The 19515-nt window shown below is 42.5% G+C and carries 22 protein-coding genes; 15 read left to right on the forward strand and 7 right to left on the reverse strand.

The features are described from left to right. The first annotated feature begins 36 nt into the window (after positions 1-36). Together L1D50_RS09350 and L1D50_RS09355 are read left to right on the forward strand one after the other, a co-directional pair. On the forward strand, positions 37-342 hold the full coding sequence (locus L1D50_RS09350; protein ID WP_128726903.1) for an H-NS histone family protein: 306 nt from the start codon (positions 37-39) through the stop codon (positions 340-342). 112 nt (positions 343-454) lie between these two features. Further along, positions 455-2197 carry a DEAD/DEAH box helicase family protein gene (locus L1D50_RS09355; protein ID WP_239965940.1) on the forward strand — a complete coding sequence of 581 codons (1743 nt, stop codon included), beginning with the start codon at positions 455-457 and terminating at the stop codon, positions 2195-2197. 35 nt (positions 2198-2232) lie between these two features. Here the strand turns inward: L1D50_RS09355 and L1D50_RS09360 are convergent, their stop codons facing one another. After that, the gene (locus L1D50_RS09360) at positions 2233-2565 is read right to left on the reverse strand and encodes a ribonuclease E inhibitor RraB (RefSeq protein ID WP_239965941.1); all 333 of its coding nucleotides are present in this window, start codon (positions 2563-2565) and stop codon (positions 2233-2235) included. Positions 2566-2804: 239 nt separating this feature from the next. On the opposite strand from L1D50_RS09360, the gene L1D50_RS09365 reads away from it, so the two are divergent. Genes L1D50_RS09365 through L1D50_RS09380 form a run of 4 tightly spaced genes read left to right on the forward strand, consistent with a single transcriptional unit; the run spans position 2805 to position 9890 of the window. Beyond that, positions 2805-4541 (forward strand): outer membrane protein assembly factor, encoded by a 1737-nt coding sequence (locus tag L1D50_RS09365; protein ID WP_239965942.1) that lies wholly within the window; start codon positions 2805-2807, stop codon positions 4539-4541. Next, a complete protein-coding gene (locus L1D50_RS09370; protein ID WP_239965943.1) occupies positions 4541-8200 on the forward strand; it encodes a translocation/assembly module TamB domain-containing protein in 3660 nt (1219 codons plus the stop codon). The genes L1D50_RS09365 and L1D50_RS09370 overlap by 1 nt, the downstream gene beginning before the upstream one ends. Then, the gene (locus L1D50_RS09375) at positions 8197-9018 is read left to right on the forward strand and encodes a transporter substrate-binding domain-containing protein (RefSeq protein WP_239965944.1); all 822 of its coding nucleotides are present in this window, start codon (positions 8197-8199) and stop codon (positions 9016-9018) included. The genes L1D50_RS09370 and L1D50_RS09375 overlap by 4 nt, the downstream gene beginning before the upstream one ends. Positions 9019-9020: 2 nt before the next feature. Continuing rightward, the gene (locus L1D50_RS09380; protein ID WP_239965945.1) at positions 9021-9890 is read left to right on the forward strand and encodes a peptidylprolyl isomerase; all 870 of its coding nucleotides are present in this window, start codon (positions 9021-9023) and stop codon (positions 9888-9890) included. Positions 9891-10141: 251 nt separating this feature from the next. Here the strand turns inward: L1D50_RS09380 and queF are convergent, their stop codons facing one another. Beyond that, positions 10142-10987, reverse strand: coding sequence for an NADPH-dependent 7-cyano-7-deazaguanine reductase QueF (queF, locus tag L1D50_RS09385; protein ID WP_138521218.1), 846 nt, complete (start codon positions 10985-10987; stop codon positions 10142-10144). A gap of 127 nt (positions 10988-11114) precedes the next feature. Here queF and syd point away from each other — a divergent pair, with 127 nt between their 5' ends. Further along, positions 11115-11666: a SecY-interacting protein gene (gene syd, locus L1D50_RS09390; RefSeq protein WP_128726895.1), complete on the forward strand. Its 552-nt coding sequence runs from the start codon at positions 11115-11117 to the stop codon at positions 11664-11666. A gap of 28 nt (positions 11667-11694) precedes the next feature. Here the strand turns inward: syd and L1D50_RS09395 are convergent, their stop codons facing one another. From L1D50_RS09395 to L1D50_RS09405, 3 genes are all read right to left on the reverse strand, one after another. Beyond that, positions 11695-12468 carry a Zn-ribbon-containing protein gene (locus tag L1D50_RS09395; RefSeq protein ID WP_239965946.1) on the reverse strand — a complete coding sequence of 258 codons (774 nt, stop codon included), beginning with the start codon at positions 12466-12468 and terminating at the stop codon, positions 11695-11697. Beyond that, on the reverse strand, positions 12468-12728 hold the full coding sequence (locus L1D50_RS09400; protein WP_045964353.1) for a hypothetical protein: 261 nt from the start codon (positions 12726-12728) through the stop codon (positions 12468-12470). The genes L1D50_RS09395 and L1D50_RS09400 overlap by 1 nt, the downstream gene beginning before the upstream one ends. Positions 12729-12799: 71 nt before the next feature. Further along, positions 12800-13027 carry a DUF2789 domain-containing protein gene (locus L1D50_RS09405; RefSeq protein ID WP_128726893.1) on the reverse strand — a complete coding sequence of 76 codons (228 nt, stop codon included), beginning with the start codon at positions 13025-13027 and terminating at the stop codon, positions 12800-12802. Positions 13028-13296: 269 nt separating this feature from the next. On the opposite strand from L1D50_RS09405, the gene L1D50_RS09410 reads away from it, so the two are divergent. The 4 genes from L1D50_RS09410 to L1D50_RS09425 all read left to right on the forward strand — a co-directional run bounded on the left by L1D50_RS09410 (position 13297) and on the right by L1D50_RS09425 (position 15930). Next, entirely contained in the window at positions 13297-13929 is a 633-nt protein-coding gene (locus L1D50_RS09410; RefSeq protein WP_239965947.1) for an N-acetyltransferase, read from the forward strand. A 1095-nt stretch (positions 13930-15024) separates the two neighbouring features. Next, a complete protein-coding gene (locus L1D50_RS09415) occupies positions 15025-15372 on the forward strand; it encodes a DUF805 domain-containing protein (protein WP_128726891.1) in 348 nt (115 codons plus the stop codon). 22 nt (positions 15373-15394) lie between these two features. Continuing rightward, positions 15395-15658 (forward strand): hypothetical protein, encoded by a 264-nt coding sequence (locus L1D50_RS09420; protein ID WP_128726890.1) that lies wholly within the window; start codon positions 15395-15397, stop codon positions 15656-15658. After that, positions 15637-15930: a hypothetical protein gene (locus L1D50_RS09425; RefSeq protein ID WP_128726889.1), complete on the forward strand. Its 294-nt coding sequence runs from the start codon at positions 15637-15639 to the stop codon at positions 15928-15930. Before L1D50_RS09420 ends, L1D50_RS09425 begins: the two co-directional genes overlap by 22 nt. Before the next feature lie 69 nt (positions 15931-15999). Here the strand turns inward: L1D50_RS09425 and L1D50_RS09430 are convergent, their stop codons facing one another. Both L1D50_RS09430 and L1D50_RS09435 read right to left on the reverse strand, forming a co-directional pair. Further along, the gene (locus L1D50_RS09430) at positions 16000-16305 is read right to left on the reverse strand and encodes a DUF3301 domain-containing protein (RefSeq protein WP_039496919.1); all 306 of its coding nucleotides are present in this window, start codon (positions 16303-16305) and stop codon (positions 16000-16002) included. Then, positions 16306-17334: a DUF3549 family protein gene (locus L1D50_RS09435; RefSeq protein WP_128726888.1), complete on the reverse strand. Its 1029-nt coding sequence runs from the start codon at positions 17332-17334 to the stop codon at positions 16306-16308. A 158-nt stretch (positions 17335-17492) separates the two neighbouring features. Here L1D50_RS09435 and L1D50_RS09440 point away from each other — a divergent pair, with 158 nt between their 5' ends. The 4 genes from L1D50_RS09440 to L1D50_RS09455 all read left to right on the forward strand — a co-directional run bounded on the left by L1D50_RS09440 (position 17493) and on the right by L1D50_RS09455 (position 19393). Then, positions 17493-17810: a YqcC family protein gene (locus tag L1D50_RS09440; RefSeq protein WP_099029380.1), complete on the forward strand. Its 318-nt coding sequence runs from the start codon at positions 17493-17495 to the stop codon at positions 17808-17810. Then, complete coding sequence (truC, locus tag L1D50_RS09445; RefSeq protein WP_128726887.1) at positions 17810-18544, forward strand: tRNA pseudouridine(65) synthase TruC; 735 nt, start codon at positions 17810-17812, stop codon at positions 18542-18544. The genes L1D50_RS09440 and truC overlap by 1 nt, the downstream gene beginning before the upstream one ends. Continuing rightward, positions 18544-18987 carry a flavodoxin gene (locus tag L1D50_RS09450; RefSeq protein WP_128726886.1) on the forward strand — a complete coding sequence of 148 codons (444 nt, stop codon included), beginning with the start codon at positions 18544-18546 and terminating at the stop codon, positions 18985-18987. Before truC ends, L1D50_RS09450 begins: the two co-directional genes overlap by 1 nt. A gap of 205 nt (positions 18988-19192) precedes the next feature. Beyond that, entirely contained in the window at positions 19193-19393 is a 201-nt protein-coding gene (locus L1D50_RS09455) for a hypothetical protein (protein WP_039496929.1), read from the forward strand. Positions 19394-19515 lie beyond the last annotated feature (122 nt).

Below are 19515 nucleotides of genomic sequence, written 5' to 3' on the forward strand. Positions count from 1 at the left end.
TATTAAAACTAACTAAGCTTAATTGAGAGAGTATCAATGCGTGAGATCAAGTCTTTTATTAAAAATGCAAGTTACGGTGATTTAGAAAAAGCTTTAGAGCTAATCCAAAAAGCACTGGATGAGCAAAAGGAACAACAGCAGGCTAAAGAAGAAGTATTGGCTATGCTGAAAGAAAAAGGACTTACGCTTGATGATTTAGTAGGTTCTACCTCTGCTGACCGTCGTTCTAAAGTGAAAGCAAAATACCGTATTGAAAAAGACGGTGAGGTAATTGAGTGGACTGGTCGTGGTAAAACACCTAAAGTATTTCAAGGTGTTAACCTAGACGATTATCTAATCTAATTATGCGTTATTATGAAGGTTGTTAGGTATTGAGCAGCTTTTTTAAATAGCCTAAATAAAAGGCGTATCTTAGCAGATACGCCTTTTTTGACTTAATTATTCATATCCTGAGGTGCTTATTTACGTTCTAAGACCTTATCAGCAAGAAGCGGTACAAAATACACTGGCTCACTTTCGTAAATCTAGCGACTCCGCCGTCATTGTATTACCTACAGGCGCCGGAAAGAGTCTCGTAATTGCAGAGCTTGCGAGGCTTGCGAGGCACAAAATATTAGTATTGACTCATGTTAAAGAGCTGGTAGAGCAAAATGCACAAAAATATAAAAGCTATGGATTGCAAGCGAGCATTTTTTCTGCTGGATTAAAAGAAAAGTCGTTACAGCATCAAGTAACTTTTGCCAGTGTGCAGTCATTGTCTCGAAACTTATCACAACTCAATCAATTTTATTCATTAGTTATCATTGACGAATGCCATCGGGTGAGTGGGGAAGATAATAGCCAGTATCAACAAATTTTAAATCAACTGGCTCAGTTTAATCCTGAGCTAAAGTTATTAGGCTTAACAGCAACACCTTATCGGTTGGGTATGGGATGGATATACCATAAACATTATCATGGTTTTGTTAGAGGAAAAGCTGAATCACCATTCAAGCAGTGTATTTACGAATTACCACTTAGATATATGATAAAGAACTCGTATCTTACGCCGCCAAATAAAATCGACCCAGCCGTTGAGAATTATGATTTTTCTAGTTTAAGTACAGATTCATTTGGGCGTTATTCAGAATCTGATATGAATACATTATTACAAGCACAAACTCGTGCAACAAAGAGCATTATCACTCATTTGCTAGAGCTCAGTGAAAATAGGATGGGGGTAATGATTTTTGCCGCGACGGTTATGCATGCAAAAGAAATTATCGGCTACTTGCCCAAGCAATATAGTGCACTAATAACGGGTGAAACCAAGTCAGCCGTGAGAGATGCACTTATCGTCCAATTTAAAAATAGAGAAATTAAGTATTTAGTTAATGTCTCTGTGCTGACTACCGGATTTGATGCCCCCCATGTTGACGTGATTGCTATCTTAAGGCCTACGGAGTCTGTTAGCCTTTATCAGCAGATTGTAGGCAGAGGACTTAGGTTAGATGAGAACAAGGAAGATTGCTTTGTCATCGATTATGCAGGTAACGACTTTGATTTATTTGCACCTGAAGTCGGAAGTAAAAAGCCAAACTCAGACAATGAGCCCGTTCAGGTGCTTTGCCCAGGTTGTGGCTTTGCCAATATTTTCTGGGGAAAAGTAGACGAACAGGGCAAGCTTATTGAGCATTTCGGCAGGCGCTGTCAGGGGTTACTTGAAGATGATGAAGGCCACTCACAGCAGTGTGATTACCGTTTTAAGTTTAAAGAATGTGAGCAGTGTGGTGCCGAAAATGATATAGCTGCAAGACAATGTCATCAGTGTGGCGAAATAATGGCGGACCCAGATGATAAGTTGCGTGCGGCATTGAATTTAAAACATGCAATGGTACTACGCTGCAGCGGGCTATGTAGCGAAGTGCTCAGTGGTAACAGATTAAAAGTCACTTACTTTGATGAGGATGGAGCAAGTTGCTGTGAGGTCTATGACTTTTCTAATCAAAAGAGTCTATTTATATTCCACCAGCAATTTGCAAAGCGGCGAAAGTCTACGTCGGCACCTGCGAAATGGCGGTCAGCTGAAGAAGTGGTAGATACTGACTTAATTGCACCGGATTTCGTGATTGCTAAATTACACAAGAAGTTTGGTTGGCAGGTTTCTGAAAAACTGTTTGACTATCAAGGTAGCTATAGAAAGGCTGACAAAAGTTAGCCTTTCTATATAAAAGTCGGATTTTCCTTGGCGATTTATTCTTCTGAAGCCATTAAGCCCCAGCCATCGCCATACCCTTCATAGCCATTGGCTATGCTTTCTAGGTATTGTTCAGTCTGACTCAGTAGCTCATGCATCGGGACCATAGTTACCGTGGTGATAACTTCCCAAACACCTGTGTCAGGACATTGTTGTAACTGGGTTCTCGGTGCTAATTCGTCTTTTCCAATCGCGCTAATGAAACGCTTAGCATCATCAGCTTGCTCGAAAAGAATATAAAAATCGATATTCTGCATTTGCGTCAGATCAACGCCAGCAGCGGCAATCTCAGCTAGAAGCTCACCGTTATCATCATTTGGAAATTGCATAATTTTACTCTGCAGGTTCAATTGCTGCTATTGTCCGTCATCTGCAAGAAAATAAAAAGGATGAATGTAAATAAATGTGCGATAAAACCCACTGCGTTACAATAAAATACACCCTATGTTCAGCTTCAGCTCAGTAAAATTGCACTTTCTCTTAAAAGTCGTTTTACAGTATCCATTTTCGCAAGCACAATGGCATTATCGATGCCCATAAGTCGCGATATTTAGGTCGTTTTATTTTAATGAAGCCGTATTTCTCTTGTTTAACACTAGCGCTTTTTTTGTGCTGTTTTTCCTCGTTTTACGTAGGTGCTGAGTCTCGCCCTGCATCAGTAAAAATCTCCAACATTGAAGTCAAAGTCGAAAACGGCGACGTCGAAGACAACATCACTGGTTTTTTAAAATCTTACCAAGGTAAGCCAAAAATCCCTCGGGTAATGAAAGAGGTGCGTGCGGACATACGTCGCGCTTTGCATGCTTTAGGTTATTATCACTTTGATATTCAAATCAGTGGAGAAGGACAAAACGTCATAGCCGAAGTCAAACTTGAAGCACCACTGAAATGGAAAGATATTAATATTGAGCTTGCGGGCACGGGTAAGGATAATGTGGATTTAGTTTCGCTTATCAAAGATGTACCTATTCAAGTTGGCAAGCAAGTCAATCATGGTGATTACCAGGCAACGAAAAGCCGCTTTGAGAGCGAGCTGCTAGAGCTTGGATATTTTGATTATCAATGGCAAGAGTCCAAATTGCTTGTTCATAAAGCGAATCGCTATGCTGGCGTGCGACTGCTGCTCAACACTGGTAAACGTTATCAATTTGGTGATCTTGCTATTGAGGGAAACACCAAAGCGGCTAACTATATACGTTCACTAAGCCCATTTTCGAAAGGGCAACCTTTTGAAGCGAGTCTTTTGTCTGACTTTAATCTGTCTTTAAATGCAACTCCTTATTTTAGTGCGATAAAGGTTTATCCGCTGTTAAAGGACCGTACGAACGATCAGGTACCAGTTCGAGTGAGTGTTGAAGACAAACCTGCAAATAGCTTTGAAGTGGGTGCTGGCTACAGTGATGATGTGGGTGCAAAAACCCGTTTTAAGTGGACTAAACCCTGGATCACTGAGGATGGCCACTCCTTTGAGTCCAATCTGAGGCTGTCGCAAAAGCAACAAGATATCACAGCAAGTTATACTATCCCGGTAGACAATCCTAACGACGATTTATGGCGTGTGTTAGGTGGTTATAAGGTGCAGGATGAAGTAACGGAAGGGATCAACAGTCGAATTTGGAACGTGCAGGTACAGCGACAATGGCTAACGGACGACGAGTGGGTGAGAACGGCGTTTTTGAAACGTGAACACGAAACCACGGAACAGTTAGGCGAAAAACAACGTACGGAAATGTTGATCCCAGGCATTAGCTACTTAAAGAAAGAAAGTAAAGGTGGCGCGCTACCATATTGGGGTAATGAGCGCCTGATCTCCATTGAAGCCGCAGCAGATTCTGTACTATCGTCTGCAAATATGTTGAAAGTGAGATGGAACAATGAATGGTTAAGAAGCTTTGAAACCAAGCACTTGTTTTTTGGTCGCTTAGACTTAGGGGCGATCGTGACAAAAGATATTAACCAAATCCCGTTTACCCATCGTTTCCTTGCAGGGGGAGATCAAAGTATCCGTGGTTTTGCCTATGAATCTGTTGGCCCTCGTGATGACGAAGGGCGCATACTTGGCGGCAGGTATTTAGCCACAGGTACAGTGGAATATAATTATCAATTCCATCCAAGTTGGCGAGCCGCTTTGTTTGTGGATGCAGGTACTGCAACGAACGATTTCTCGGACGCTTGGGAAGTTGGGGCTGGGTTTGGTTTTCGTTATTTAACCCCCGTTGGTCCAATCCGGCTCGACCATGCTTGGGGGCTGACCAAAGAAAGTAAAAGTACGCGTCTCAGTATTGTTATAGGACCTGAAATCTAATGCAGTTCAGAAGCTTAAGAATCAAAATTATTACTGCCATTATTAGCCTATTTTTACTGTTGGTTTGTTTATGCTTTACCTTGCCCGGGCAAAAGTTACTGGTTTGGGTAGCGAATAAAACGGTTTCAGGCATAGAAATCGATGGTTTAGACAAGCGCTTACTATCTGGCGCCAATCTTACGTTGCGTTATCACAATGACGATATTGATATTCGCCTTAGAGACACCAAAGTCACTGTTGAGTGGTTGACCTGTGCCAGCGTTTGCATTGAGCTAGACGCAAAAGCGATAGCGATTGTACAAAAGCAGAAAAGTGTCAACGAAGAGGAAACTACTGAAAGTGGCCAAGTTGAGTTGCCACTGCCAATTGCAATAAAACGTGCGCAAGTTCAGCAATTTTCGTTGGAAACGCCTGATATTAAAGTGCAATTGCAAGGCTTGGACACGCAGCTTGCAGGTTCTGGCTCACATTTTAATGTCCCATCTTTGCTATTAGACAGCGTGAAGTTGACCGCAAAGGCAACCGATCAGCCAGTGCCTACAAAATCGTCGGCACCACTTAATGCATTAGCGCCACTCCAACTACCTAAGATAGACCTGCCGCTAACCGCTGAGCTCGGTGAGATAAAGATTAGCAACCTCGCGATAGATGAGCAGACGCTTGAGAATATCAAGCTTTCTCAAGTTATAGTAGATGAAAATGTGGACGTGGAGCAGGTTCAGCTTAACTATCAAGAATGGTTTATATCAGCGGCGGCAGAAGTCTTGCTTAGCGACTGGACTATTGACCTGAGATCAACCTTGAGTGCGCCACAGGGTTTAGCCAGTTTAACGCTGGTGGGTCGCCCTCATGATCTTACGCTTACTTTGAATACCGAGGGGATGGCGTTTGCAAAACTGCAAGCCCATGCAGATTTGACAACGACAAACTGGCCATTTGATATACAGGGTCAAATAGATAAATTAGTTATTCCGTCGGAGCCCACAACTTTAAAAAGTGCGACACTCGGCTTGAGCGGAGATGCCTCAAAATATAATTTGTCAGGCTCACTCGCTGTTAATACTGTGCAGTTTGGTGATGTTACCGCGACACTTGAAGGGCAAGGTGGACTACAAGCGTTTACTCTAGCTAAAGCAGCGCTTCAGCTTGAAAAAGCACAAGCGCAAATAGCGGGACAAGTGAACTGGTCGCAAGGATTGAAGGGTAAAGTGAACGGGGACTTTTCTCAGCTACCCGTCGATAGATTGCTAGGGCTAGTGCAATACGATGCAGGGCTTACGGAAAACGATATGTTGGCAGGTCAATTCGCGCTTGATTTTATCAGTCAAGGTGAGCAGTGGCAGGTTAATGTTGAGCGCTTTAAGCTCGATGGTAAAGTAGCGGGTGCCCCGCTTAATGCGGACGTTAAGGTCGTTGTGGATGAGAGCCTACTAGGTGAGTTTAGCCATGCACGCCTGAATTATGGCAAAAATAGACTGACGGTAAGCGGTGAGCTTGGTCAGCAGTTGGACCTCGATATTGACTTTCAGTTTGAGCAGGCGGCAAATACGCTTATTCCAGCCGACTTAAAGGGCAGTGGTGAAATCTTTGTTCAGGGCGACCACCTCAAGCCGAGGATTCAGACCGATATTAAGTTTGACTCCGTGCGTTACCAGAATATAGCACTACACGATCTCACGACGAAAGGCACGGTTGATATTGCCAATGAAATGACTGGGCAAATTAAACTGGCACTAGACCGTTTGATTGTTGACTCTGAAATGGTTGAAGACATTCGTTTAGCTGTGAAAGGCAATCAGCAGCAACATAATGCGACATTGGATATTCGTGATAAGCGAGTGGTTGCAAGCTTTGAAGTCAATGGCAAGATGCAGCAGTCTACTTGGCAGGGAGAGTTGTCGTCTGGTGAGGTAACTTCTCAAGGGCAAACGATAGCATTGCAAAGTCCTGCCGCAATCATGATCAGTGATGTCAGTCAGCGCATTGCAAAGCAGTGTTGGCAGATGGATGATACTGATTTGTGTTTTGCAGCCGAGCAAAAAGGCACACAAGGGCAGGCCGATGTTAAACTAGAGAAGTTGGCACTGGCTAAACTACAAACTTGGTTGCCAGCAGAGCTCAAAATAACAGGTGAAACTCAGGCCGTGGCTAAACTTGCGTGGCAAAACGGCCAAGTGACCCGAGCTGATGGCGAGCTGAACATTGTTGATGCCGGTGTTACGACTCATGGGCAAACATTTTCAATTGCTGAATTTAGAGCGTTATTAAAAACCAATAACAAACAAATTCACGCTGATTGGCGCATGACCTCCGATACTTTAGGTCAGTTCAGTGGTGATACGCGTGTGCCGTTAGATAAACAGTCCCCCCAATTAGCTGGTAGCGTAAAAATAGAGTCAATTGAGTTGGCTAACTTGTCAGCGCTACTAAACCGAGTAACGGAACAAAGCTTTGACCTGCAAGGGGAAGTGTTAGGGGATATAAATATCTCAGGTAGTCTCGCAGCCCCTGAAGTGAACGGTAAACTAACGGCTCAGCGCTTATTTATGTCTTCAGACTCTTTGCCCGTGGAAATCGATAAAGGTCACATCAATCTTGATTTTGATACTACTTCCGCTCAACTAGAGGCTGAGTTAACTGCAGCAAAAGGCGGTAAGGTCGCGCTCACTGGCGAAGCTTTTTGGTCACCTGAGCTCTCTGCCGAAATCAAAATAAAGGGCGAAAATATTTACGTGCAGCCAGACTCGCAGATTGAACTAACCGCAAGCCCGGATTTAACACTTGCCTATAAAGATAAAATTGCGCGAATACTTGGAGAAATTGTGGTGCCGTTTGGTCGAGTAAATATTGAATCTCTGCCAGAGGGAGTTACATCTCCAAGCGACGATGAAATCATTGTTGATGCCAAGGTGAAAAAGCAGATGTCGGTGCCAGTGCAACACGAAATAGATTTAAAACTGACCGTTAAAGATAACTTTAGGGTGAAGGCTTTAGGACTAGATAGCTTTGTTACCGGTGCAATCGAAATTGATAAGCAAGTTGAGTCGCCAATGTTAGCAACAGGAGAGTTACAACTAAGAGAGGGTAAATATCGTGCATTTGGCCAAGACTTGTTGATCCGCACAGGACAAATTGGCTTCAATGGCGCACTAGATAAACCGTATTTGAACATTCGAGCTATTCGAAATCCAGCGACAACCGCCAATGATGTGATAGCCGGTGTTGAGCTCACAGGCAATATTGCTAAGCCGCGTTTGACTGTATTTTCAGAGCCAGCAATGGATCAAGCCAAAGCGCTGTCTTACCTACTTAACGGTCAGCCTTTAGGGGAGTCTGAAACCTCTAACAATGCGCTACTCACGCAGTTTTTACTCTCACAGGGAATTGACCGCAGTGAAGGATTCTTTAGTAAGGCAGGTGAATCGCTTGGACTTTCGGATGTCAATCTATCAGCAAAAGGCAGTGGCGACGATACACAAGTCGAGGTGTCAGGCTATATCACCCCCAATGTTCAGGTCAGTTATCGTGTTGGGGTGTTTGAGTCAATCAATGAAATTGCACTGCGCTATCGTGTTTTTTCGAAGTTTTATGTTGAAGCCACGAGCGGTTTGTACAACAGTATAGACTTCTTATACAAGTTTGATTGGGATGACAAATGAAACTGCTCTGGCTCGCTCTAGGTTTTGTGATATTTCCTCTCAAAGCACAAGAAACGACGGAAATTAGAATTAGCGCTGGTGCCGATCCGTACATTATAGAATTGCTCACTTTAGCTCTCTCTTACCAGGTAGAGTCATCAAGGCTTGTATCAGTGAGAAGCATCCCTTCTCAAGACAGAGCGGTGCGCCTGCTTGGAGAAAAAGGAGGGCTGGATGTCAGTTGGTTAGTGACTAACTCACAGCGCGAAAAGGCCGCAAGTGCAATTCGCATTCCCTTAGTGAAAGGGATTTTAGGTTATCGCATTCCTTTAGTGCACAAGCATAATAAAACCTTACTGAGTGGCGTGCGTTATACAGGCGACTTGCGTCGAGTTACTTTTGGTTTACGCAGAGATTGGCCTGACCATCAGATTTTTGAGCGTAATGGCCTCAGCGTGACCTCTTTTTCACAAGAAGACAGTGGTTATGACATGCTGTTGAAAAAACGTTTTGATGTGTTGCCAAGTGATTTAGTGAGTATTGAAGCTGCTCTGAGTGACACTGATTTGGTAGCAGATCAGCATGTGGTGTTTTACTATCCTTCTGCGGTATATTTTTTTGTTTCTCACAACAACCCGTTGCTCCATAGTCAAATTGAGAAAGGTCTCAAAAATGCACTGCAAGATGGCCGGTTTGAGGCTTTATTTTTAAAACATTTTTCCGCTCGCCTTGAAAAGCTAGATCTTAAAAACAAAACAGTCATAGAATTAGACAATCCAAATCTGCCACCCAGTGCGCCGTTGGAGGTACCATTTTATTGGTATAAACAAGGAAAATAATAATGAAAAAAACCCTACTATCTATTGCGCTTGTCATAAGTTCATCTCTTGTCTTAGCAAAACCTTACACAAAGTCACCATCTGAAGTCGTTGCTGAGGCCAACAGCAGCGACTGGCAGCAACTGGATCCTGAAAATATTCTCAAAATAGAATTACAAACAGGATCGGTCTACATCGTGCTCAATCCTGAACTTGCACCTAATCATGTGGCAAATATTAAAGCGTTAGCACGAGAGGGCTTTTACACTAATTTGAGTATGTATCGGTTTGTGGAAAACTTTGTGGCCCAAGGTGGCGATATGTCGGACAAAAAAATGCCACAAAAAGGAAAGAAAGCGATTGCCGCTGAGTTTTTTCATAGCACAGAATCAACTTTGAAGATCACATCGCTAGATGCTGTGGACGGCTACGCGCCACGTACCGGGTTTCTAAATGGTTTTGCCGTAGGACAAAATGAAGCTGGAACCAAAACTTGGATGACACACTGCGTTGGTTCGTTTGCCATGGCTAGAACCAACGATATTAATAGTGGTGGTACTGAGTTTTACATCACGTTGACGCCGCAGCGATATCTAGACAAAAACACCACTGTGTTTGGACAGTTGTTATCGGGAATGGAGCATGTTCAGCACCTAGATCGTAAACCAGTTACTGGACAAGCGTTCAATGTTATCAAAGGCGTTACGGTACTTGCTGATGTAAAAGGTGCGCCTTCGTTTAAAAGGCTAAAAACAAATACGCCGATTTTTGAGTCGCTAATTGCTGCGCGTAAAAATAGAGCGGGAGATTGGTTTGTTGATACGCCAAACCATATAGATATATGTTCGGTCTCCGTCCCGGTTGAAATGGAAGGCGCGAAGGGGAATAAATAACCTGAGCTGCGGATAATTAATGCCTTTCTAGCAGCTAGTTTTAGCGCTAACTGCGTTGAATTCACTTCCAATAGCCAGCTATTGGTGCGTAAATTCGCCTTGTTTTCCCTAAAACTCTCTGGCTAGACAAGGAAAAAACTAAGTTTTGCTTTAACAACAATGAGTTGGAACATTCCTTATCCAAACCTCAGGTTAAATAGTAATACTTAGATGTGATAAAAAGCCATGTGAGAACATGGCTTTTTTACGTTTTACTGTCGGTTAGTTCTTACCGCATACGGAGTTTGATCTTGTTCACTCGAGCGATAAGGATTGATATCTAACCCGCCGCGGCGAGTATAGCGCGCATAAACGGATAATTTTTCTGGGCTAAAGGTGCGCCAAAGCTCACAGTAAATGCGCTCTACACATTGCTCATGGAACTCGTTGTGGTCACGGAATGAGATTAGGTACTTAAGCAGCGCTTCTCGGTCGATTTGCTTACCACGGTAACTGATCACTACGCTTGCCCAGTCTGGTTGTGAAGTGATCAGGCAATTTGACTTGAGTAAGTGGCTGTGAAGGGTCTCTTCAACCATTTCATCAGAGGCAAGCTTTAGTAAGTCACTATTTGGTGTGTAGGTATCAACTTCAATATCCAGCTCATCGATACATTCACCAGGGAGACGTGTGAAAGGAATACAATTGAATTCATCTGCGCCAAATAATGTCACGCTAACTTGGCTATTTGATGCTGTGGACAGATCCGCAGCTAGCGTTTGACGCACGGTTTCCATCGTATCAAAGCGACTTTGGTTAAAGCTATTCAAGTAAAGTTTGAACGATTTTGACTCAATGATATGTGAGCTTTGGCAAGGAAACACAAAAGTGGCAACCGCAACTTGAGGTTTACCCTTGTTATTGAGCCAAGACAGTTCGTAGCCTGTCCAGGTATCTTCACCTTTGAATGGTAAAGCGGACTCATCAACATTGATTTGGTCACGATTAAGTTTACGTGCAATGGGGTGCAGCAGGCTTGGAGTATAAACACTGGCGTATTCTGTGGTTTTACCAAGCACAGAAGATTGCAGCTCTGGCGAGTTACTGTAGTCTGTCATGTTAATTCAAATCTCGTTACAATGCGGTCATTATAACGAATGTTTACCTCGGGATTAATAGCATTTTGCTTAATTAAACGAAACAAGTATTCAGCCCGAGGTGAGAAAAATAAAGAGAGCTTTATATATGACTCAGCCCGTAAATATGGCGCGCTTGCATCAAGCCTATGTAGATTATCATCAACAGATCTTTAAAGATTTACCGAGTACCGAGTATGATGAAAGTTGGCCAAGCCCATGTGAGCAGGGTGAACCGAACAAGCTTAACGAGATAAAATGGCTAGCGGTAGAGCGCTCGCCAGTGGGGCATTTAAATGATTTAGCCAAAGCGTTGGAAACGCAATTTCCTGAGGGATTGAACGGACTGTATGGTGATTTCTTTGCTGGCAATATCGTGGCATTTATTGAGGGTAAGCAAATTGAGCTACTGCAAGCATGGAATGAAGATGACTTCGAGCGCTTGCAGCAAAATATCACCGGGCATATTTTAATGAAGCGCAGGCTCAAACAACCTGAAACCGTATTTATTGGCTTAACAGAAGCAGATGACTTATTGGTGTCGGTCGATGTCGCTACGGGTCAAGTTGGGTTAGAGTTTGTCGGTAAGAAGCAGCACCATGTTTTGGCAGATTCTATCGCTGAGTTTGTGGAAAAGCTGACCGTTAACTATCCAATATAGCTAATTGATATAAAGGAGCTTGCGCTCCTTATTGAAAGTCCCACGAAATATTCGAGACCAATTGGCAAGTTTCACATCGAAAGTCGAAAAGGCCGAACCAAGGCTCCTCGAGTAACCAGTCTCCCTGGCAGCTTGGGCATTTTCTTGCTTTTTCTGCGGCGAGGTTTTCGCCGCCAACACGATACAGATAATAGTAAACCGGCTTTTTCGTGAGATAGCGAATACGTTTGCTCAAATTCATGCCACGTCTAAACAAATCGCTACTCGTGCTGGAAATTTCCTCCAGTGCAGCAAATTCGCAGCGAGTCGCACCATTGATCTGTATTTGGTCGCAGGCTTGCCAATCTTCTTTCCATTTGATCAGTGCTTTGTAATCACCGTTGGCAATCGCTGGGATTTTATATAAAGGCACTGGCAAAAAGTCGTCGCCACAATACAGTGGACTACAAGTGTGTACGTATGTGGTGTAGAGAATGTAGCTTGATGGTTCATGACAGGCATCAGCGCTGTTGGCATGTATATCTTGTCCAAAAACTTTGACCTTAGGTGCAAGTAAGCCTGATTGCTGTAGTTGGTCAATCGCAAACTTCACAAAAGGACTATGGTTTAATGGATGCAAAGCGTCTTCTTCAGGACACATCACGCGAGTAATGAAATAACCATCTTTAAGTACGGTTGGAAATTCGTCACCAATGATTTGACCATTAAAGCGAAGTGCGTTGACCACACGGTTGATGGCCTGCTCAGCAGCATCTAAGGTGGTTTCCTCATAGCAATCAAACGTTAAGTCGACAACAAACACTACGACTTCTCCAATAATGCAATGAGCTTATCAAGCTTAGCTTCAATTCTATCTAATTGGCTTTGTGAACTTGCTTTGACGACCTCTTCAACCTCTTGATAGTGATCAATACAGGTAGGGTCTTGTTTGTACGCAGCAATGCCCGAGATAACGTCTGGCATTGCGACGCTTTGAGTTAATTTGCTTTTTGTTAGCGCGACGGTTGGAGTCTTTCCACTATCGACTAATTTTTTGATAGCTCTGGCAACAGCAGGGTGCATAGAGGTTCCTAAACGCCTTAATCATAGGAATGGATCATAGCACCAAGTTACGCAAGGAGCGATTGCTTTAGCTATCTTAACATCGCATCTAGTTCGTCAATGATTTCACTCCAATCGGCGTCTTCTTTCAGCGATTCTTCAATAAAGTGACGCTGTCCTTCATTCCAAAATGGTGCTTGGCTTAACAGCATACCGTCAGGAAGGCGGTGTTGTTTGACAAACCCTTCAATCGCCTTGGGATTGTTGTCCAGCCCAAGTTGGGCAAATAAAGTACTCATAGTGTGGCGACTAGTATCCATATCATTCTCCCTCGTTTGCTTGAATTTTACTCACTAACTATAGTAAAGGTGGTTGTAAAACCTTTAGCAAGTCGTCATCGATAAAAACCATAATGACCAATGCGATGATAAATATACAAGTCCACGACTGAATAAATTGTGACTAGTATCAATATCTGTCATTAATAGTCGCACATTATTGGAGTATGCAAAAATTTTGAGGTTTTGATATTAAGTAGTATTTCGACATGATTATCAGAAGCTTGGGGCAATAACAATAAGGAACCGTGATGTCAGTAGAAACTTCTCAGCATGAATTAATCGTTAGATATTTAAATCCAGAAGATATCAATGTAGCCGCGAGTGTGTTGTATCAGGCTTACCATGATGATCCGCTACTCAAGCAGGTACTGGAGGCAAAACAAGAAGCCACCTTTGAAAAAAAACTCAGATCTTTAATACGTGAAGAGCTTTCAGCATTTGGCCAAACGGGTCAGCCGATGGTGGGGTTATATCATCAAGATAGATTGGTCGCGGTAGCATGTGTTATTGCAAATAGCGATGAATTGGGTGCAAATCGGCAATGGCATTGGCGATTACGACTTATGATGAGCGCAGGGTATTTGCAAACGCAACAGCTGATTGAGAAAGAAAAGTCGATTAGACAAGCGTTGCAAGCACATGAGCCGTGTCACTTTTTATCCCTAATTGCTGTTGACCCTCATGTTCAAAGGCTTGGTTATGGTCACTATTTACTTACTGCACTTGATGACTTAATTACACAAAGTAAAGAAACAAACGGGATGGCTGTATTTATTACCAAACCGGAACAAACGAAGTTTTTTGCAGGTCATGGTTATCAAATCTTACAAAATATGGAGTTTAGCTCTGTAGAGGGCACATTGTTATTTAAGAACAAATAGCAACAATGGAAATTACTATGTGAGAGATCTCGTACGAGAATGTGGGTAAAGGCGCTTTGTAGTACCGAATTTGTAGTGTGTTTTTGAGTTATGGTGCTGATTTTAAAAGAGTTACTTTATTTTTCCTTTAGATGACAAGAAAAAGATTGTTCCTAGCTATCTAACAAAAATGCTCAATCTCCGTAAACTTAACAATGTAAGGAAACACAAGAGCAGGAGCTCAGCGTCAAAGGATAAGGAATTTGACAACAAGAGAAGGATGTATTGCATAAGGCAAGGAAGATCTGGAACTCGAGGAAGCGAGTGTGAAGTGGAACTTCACTAGGGATAAGGAGACACACGGAGTGTCAAGGAGCGCGGGAAGCGTAGTGGAGCAAGGAAGAGTAAATAGGGATGAGCAAGGCTTTAGGATGAAGGAGCGCAATCTGGATGATTGCGAAGCGGATGGGTTACACTGGATGTAACAATGTATAGGGAGCACATAAGGACTATGTGAAGCGGAGCCAAGATGGTGTTGGAGCGCGGGAAGCGAAGTGGAGGCCAAGAGGGCTAAAATGGAGATGCACTGGAAGTGCTAATGGATGACACAAGGATGAGAGTAGGGTAAGTCGGAGTACATACCCGTTCAGGGGAAGAAGAATTGGCGGATTGCTTTTGGGTTGTAAAGCAGAGGAATCGGATACCTCTTGGGATAATCGTCAGGATTGAGGCGCAGCAAATAGGCTAGCGCCTTAGTTTTTTGGCGTCTCGAGTCTGTAATCGCTCCTTATTCTGGAATCATACTCAAAACCTATCGGCTTGTAGTTTCAAACCATCTCTATGCTTATTGCAATATTAGTCCTTCATTTTAGTTTTATACCGATTTTATTAAGTAATTGATTTACATCGAAACGTGAAAATAACTTTAGTCGCTGGGTAAAAAGCTTCCTTTTTTGGTTAAAAGAAACATTTTTAACGAAGCTCATATGTTATTTCATCTTTCAAAGTAGTCGAAGAATTCATTCAATTGGTGTCAATGCGCTACAGGCTCTCTTTATTGAGAGACTATCCAGTACTCAGAAACTTATAACAAACAAAAATAGCTAAGGAAAAAAAATGGAATGGTACCTAACTGTATTAAAAAGATATTCTGATTTTAGCGGACGCTCAAGACGTAAAGAGTATTGGATGTTTATCCTGATCAACGCGCTGATAGGCTTTGTAATTGGGATAGTTGACGGGCTCTTAGGGACCCTTATTTTAACTGGTATTTATTATTTAGTGGTACTAGTACCCACTGTCGCTGTATCCATTCGCCGTCTTCATGACACTGGGCGTTCTGGTTGGTGGGTTTTGGTAAGTTTTGTACCTATTATTGGTTTGATAGCCATCATATATTTTACTGTACTGGATAGTGATGTTGGAGAGAATGAATACGGACCAAGTGTTAAAGGATATGTGTAACTAACGACACAGGGGTAATAAAATGAGCCACACCATGTATCTATATGAAGTTGAGCATCAAGACATTAATAATGTGATCAGTTCAGGTTCTAATAGCGAGATTTTCTCACAAATAGTGGCGAACAAAAGTGATGAAGAGGTAAGGGGGCTAAGAAGGCTTTTTGATAAAAGTTATAGTCGCCACCCTGACTCGCTTGAAAGTAAAGATGCAGCCGAACTTATCATAGCACTTCAGCATGTATTTATCTTACTAATGGGCAAGCCGTGTCTTTTGAATTTACCCTAGATGAAGATATCGCCCCTGAATTATTTGACTTTCCATTTGATGATTGGGATGAAGATGATTTTGGTATGCCTATCAGTGTCGATGGTGTGCCTGCAGTAATATACAGAAATAACAAGTCGCTGTTAGACTATCATCATAAGTTTCAAACTGTATTGACCGAAGAGCGGTATGATGAAGATAGCATTGACGAGGACGATTTAAGAGAGTTGGTTGGCTTTTTAGAACGGGCAACGGCTCATCGTCGCGGGGTGTGTATATTTTGCTTTGAGTGATGGCTTAAACACTTTTGATAGGTACTTAAATTCGATTTAATTTAAGTACCTACTTCAACACTTAATAGACTAGCTCGCGATTTTATAAGCGGGCAATTCTTTTTTGACTAATCGTTCATTTTCTAAGTAAAGCTTACCTTGATAGGCTGACTCGCCATCTGAACTAAACTCAAACATAAATTGGCTTTTTATTCCAAGTTTGCCGTCTTTTAATACGCCGAAACGGCGCTTAATGCAGGCAACACTTAACAGTTGCACTTGCAAACTTTCAGCTTGATGCTGTGCATGCCTATTTGCCGCTTCTGCGATCTGACGGCTATACCAAAATAGCGCGATAACAGATGATACGATGATAAAAAGCCAAAGCGTTGTCATTTAAGAAAATAACCTTCCAATTGCACGAGACAGAGTTTCACTGCGATTTTCTGCCCTAATAATCCCTAAAACATGTGGGCGTAATATAGGTATTGCAACTAAGTCTGCGAAAATACTGCTGAAAAGTCCATCGATTTGATTATTTTCAGCGGCTTTTTCCATAAAGATAAAGAGCCTTTGCTGGTCGGTTAATGTCTCCCAAGCACGCCCTGCAATAGTGAGTAAGCAATCTGCATCTGAACCCAACTCGGATGCTAAAATAGTGTCTACTGCTTGCGCGATGAGACCAAGCGCGTGACTTCCCGACATTGCACGCAAATTGGTGACTACAGCGTCCTTATTTTGCTCGTAGCATGCGCGGGTTAAAGCGGCTAAAAAGTCTTCGGTTTGTGGTGTTGAGATCGTAACGTGCTCAAGCATTGCGGCTAATGGGGTTTTAACTTCTGCCGGCAAAACAGACCAAACCTGTTGCAGGTTGCTCGCATTATGACCATGGTCTAGACGTAGGGCAAAATCAGCAATGCCTTGTAGCGCTATTTCTTGCCAGCGTTCAAACCCGAGCTTACCAGAAAAATAGAGTTCGGCGTGCTCGTAATATTGAGAAGCCGGGCGATTAAGTTCACGCTTTAATAGCGCATTGAACGCTGCGAGTTTGTTCGCATTTGGTGTGAAGACATAAGGGTTGTTATCAAGCTTCCCTTGAGCGGTTTCGCCCGTGAGTTGTGTACCTAATGCTTCGAGTACCATGGAGGCAAAGTGGTCACGGCTGGCGATAATGAGTTTGCTTTGCTCATCCAGTGGAAATTTTAAAAACCAAACATAAGGATCAACGGTTGCTTCATTATCCCAAAATTGAATTGCCATGATGGCATGACCACCAAGCGGATACGGATAAGGGACTTGAGTATTCTCGATTTGCGCAAACTGCTTCTTATCTATTTTTGTGATACGTCGACCCATATCATAGACTCGCCACTGGGTACCGGCGTTTGTTAGTAATTCACCTAAAGTTGAAATTTGCGCTGTCATGAATGCTCTATATGTTACTTATATTTTCAATAGCGGCAATTATAGCTACTTTTGGAGGCGCTGATAAGCCTATGAAAAAGGTGCACTTGAGAGAATTGGCTAGCTCCTAAATAATGCAAATTGCTATAATGTAAAAAATTGAGAAAGAGACGGAACCGATGAACTCGGAATTATTGATTCAGTTAGACGAACTAGAGGCTTGTTTAAAAGCAACGGGTCTTTGGCAAGATGAGCCAATTTCGGCTAAGGCGCTTACCTCAACAGAGCCATTTTGTTGCGATACGATGACCTTCGCGCAGTGGTTGCAATTTGTATTCTTGGGTAAAATGCGAACGATGGTAGAGAGCGGCGAAGCATTACCGGAAAACATGGCGATTGCGCCAATGGCTGAAATGGTATTGAGTGAACATCTTTATTTTAATGCAGTGCACCAGTGCTTAAAAAACCTTGATAATACAATTGCAAAGAGCGCGTAATGCTTGAGATTTTATATCAAGATGCGCATTATGTTGCGATAAATAAGCCGTCAGGGTTATTGGTTCATCGCTCGTTTTTGGATAAGCGAGAAACACAATTTGCGATGCAAATGCTGCGTGATCAACTTGGTCAACATGTTTTCCCCGTTCACCGTTTAGATAGACCGACGTCAGGCGTGCTGCTGTTTGCGCTAAGTTCTGAGGCCGCGCGAGACATGAATGAAGTCTTTATTAGCGGTAATATTCAAAAACGCTATTTAGCGCTTGTTCGCGGATTTGCTCCGGAATCTAGATTCGTCGACAGACCACTCAAAGAAGAGCTCGATAAAATCGCTGATAAGTTTGCCTGTCAGGATAAAGCTCCGCAGGAGGCGCAAACACAGATAAATTGTTTATTGCAGGGTAGCTTGCCAATTCCTCTTGGCAAGTATCCAAGTATCCGCTACTCATTGGTGGAGTGTTTTCCTAAAACCGGTAGAAAACATCAGATCAGGCGCCACCTCAACTATTTAGCACATCCGATTATTGGTGATGTTAATCACGGTGATAATAAACACAACCACTTTTTTGTCGATCATTTTGGCTTACGTCGATTGATGTTATTTGCAACTAAATTGGAATTTGTACATCCTTATACCAACACGACGATTTCAATTACCGCGGATTTGGGGGAAGAAGCATTAGCTGTCTTCGCTCAGCTCGGTTGGTCAGATAACGAGAAGGATTATAAATAATGGCAAAAGTTTCCATTTTTGTAGGAAGTATGTACGGCAATGCTGAAAACTTGGCAAATGACAGTGCTGAGTTTTTGAATAAATCGGGTCATGAGGCAAGTGTTATTGAACCAGCTTCCATCACTGATGTAACGCAAGCAGAAAACATTTTGTTTATTTCATCTACTACCGGCTCTGGTGATATTCCCGATAACTTGTTGCCTTTATTTTTGCAAATGCAAAGCGAATTTCCGATGCTAACGGGCAAAAAAGTAGCGGTCATCGCATTGGGGGACTCTAGTTATGGCGATACTTTTTGTGGTGCAGGAAAACAAATTGATACCCTGATTGAAGAGTTGAACGCCACTCGAGTACAACCGCGTCTAGACATCGATGCCTGTGAATATTTTGAGCCTTGGGAGCCTGCTGAGCCTTGGCTTCAAGCATTGGCAAAAAACCTTTAGGTTTTATCTTCTGTTCAGCATTACCTTTCAATTTACGCGGCTTAATAGGTCGCGTTGCCTGCTTAAATAGCAAACTCATCGGCATAGTCATAGTAACCAAAAAAACATAAATGTTTACATTTCGGTTACGTTGTGTGACATTAGTCTTGGTTGTATGAAAATTGACCGATATTATAAAGTTCAAACTAATGAAAAGGAAAAAATAATGATTAAACCGATTCTATTTGCTGTATCTGCTATTTTTGCCACCGCGATGTCGTCTAATGCTACCGCATTCGAAGAAATTTACCTTGAATGTTACAAAAATGGTGAGTTGTTATGGGCTGACTCTTTTACTGATTATCGAGACGCGGATAACGCATCGAGAATTTGCAGGAGAATTGGTGGTACGCCAATAATGTACTAACGATATAAGTTCTTTATGAAACTTCCTTTAGATAATTTTAATCAGTATTGAAGCCTAACCAAAGTTTTGGGTTTAAATCAGCTATAAGCGACGTTGAAAAGTTGTGTATTTAAACGATAGAA

Source organism: Pseudoalteromonas sp. Isolate6, assembly GCF_022398435.1.
In the GTDB taxonomy this organism is placed as follows: Bacteria; Pseudomonadota; Gammaproteobacteria; order Enterobacterales; family Alteromonadaceae; genus Pseudoalteromonas; species Pseudoalteromonas galatheae.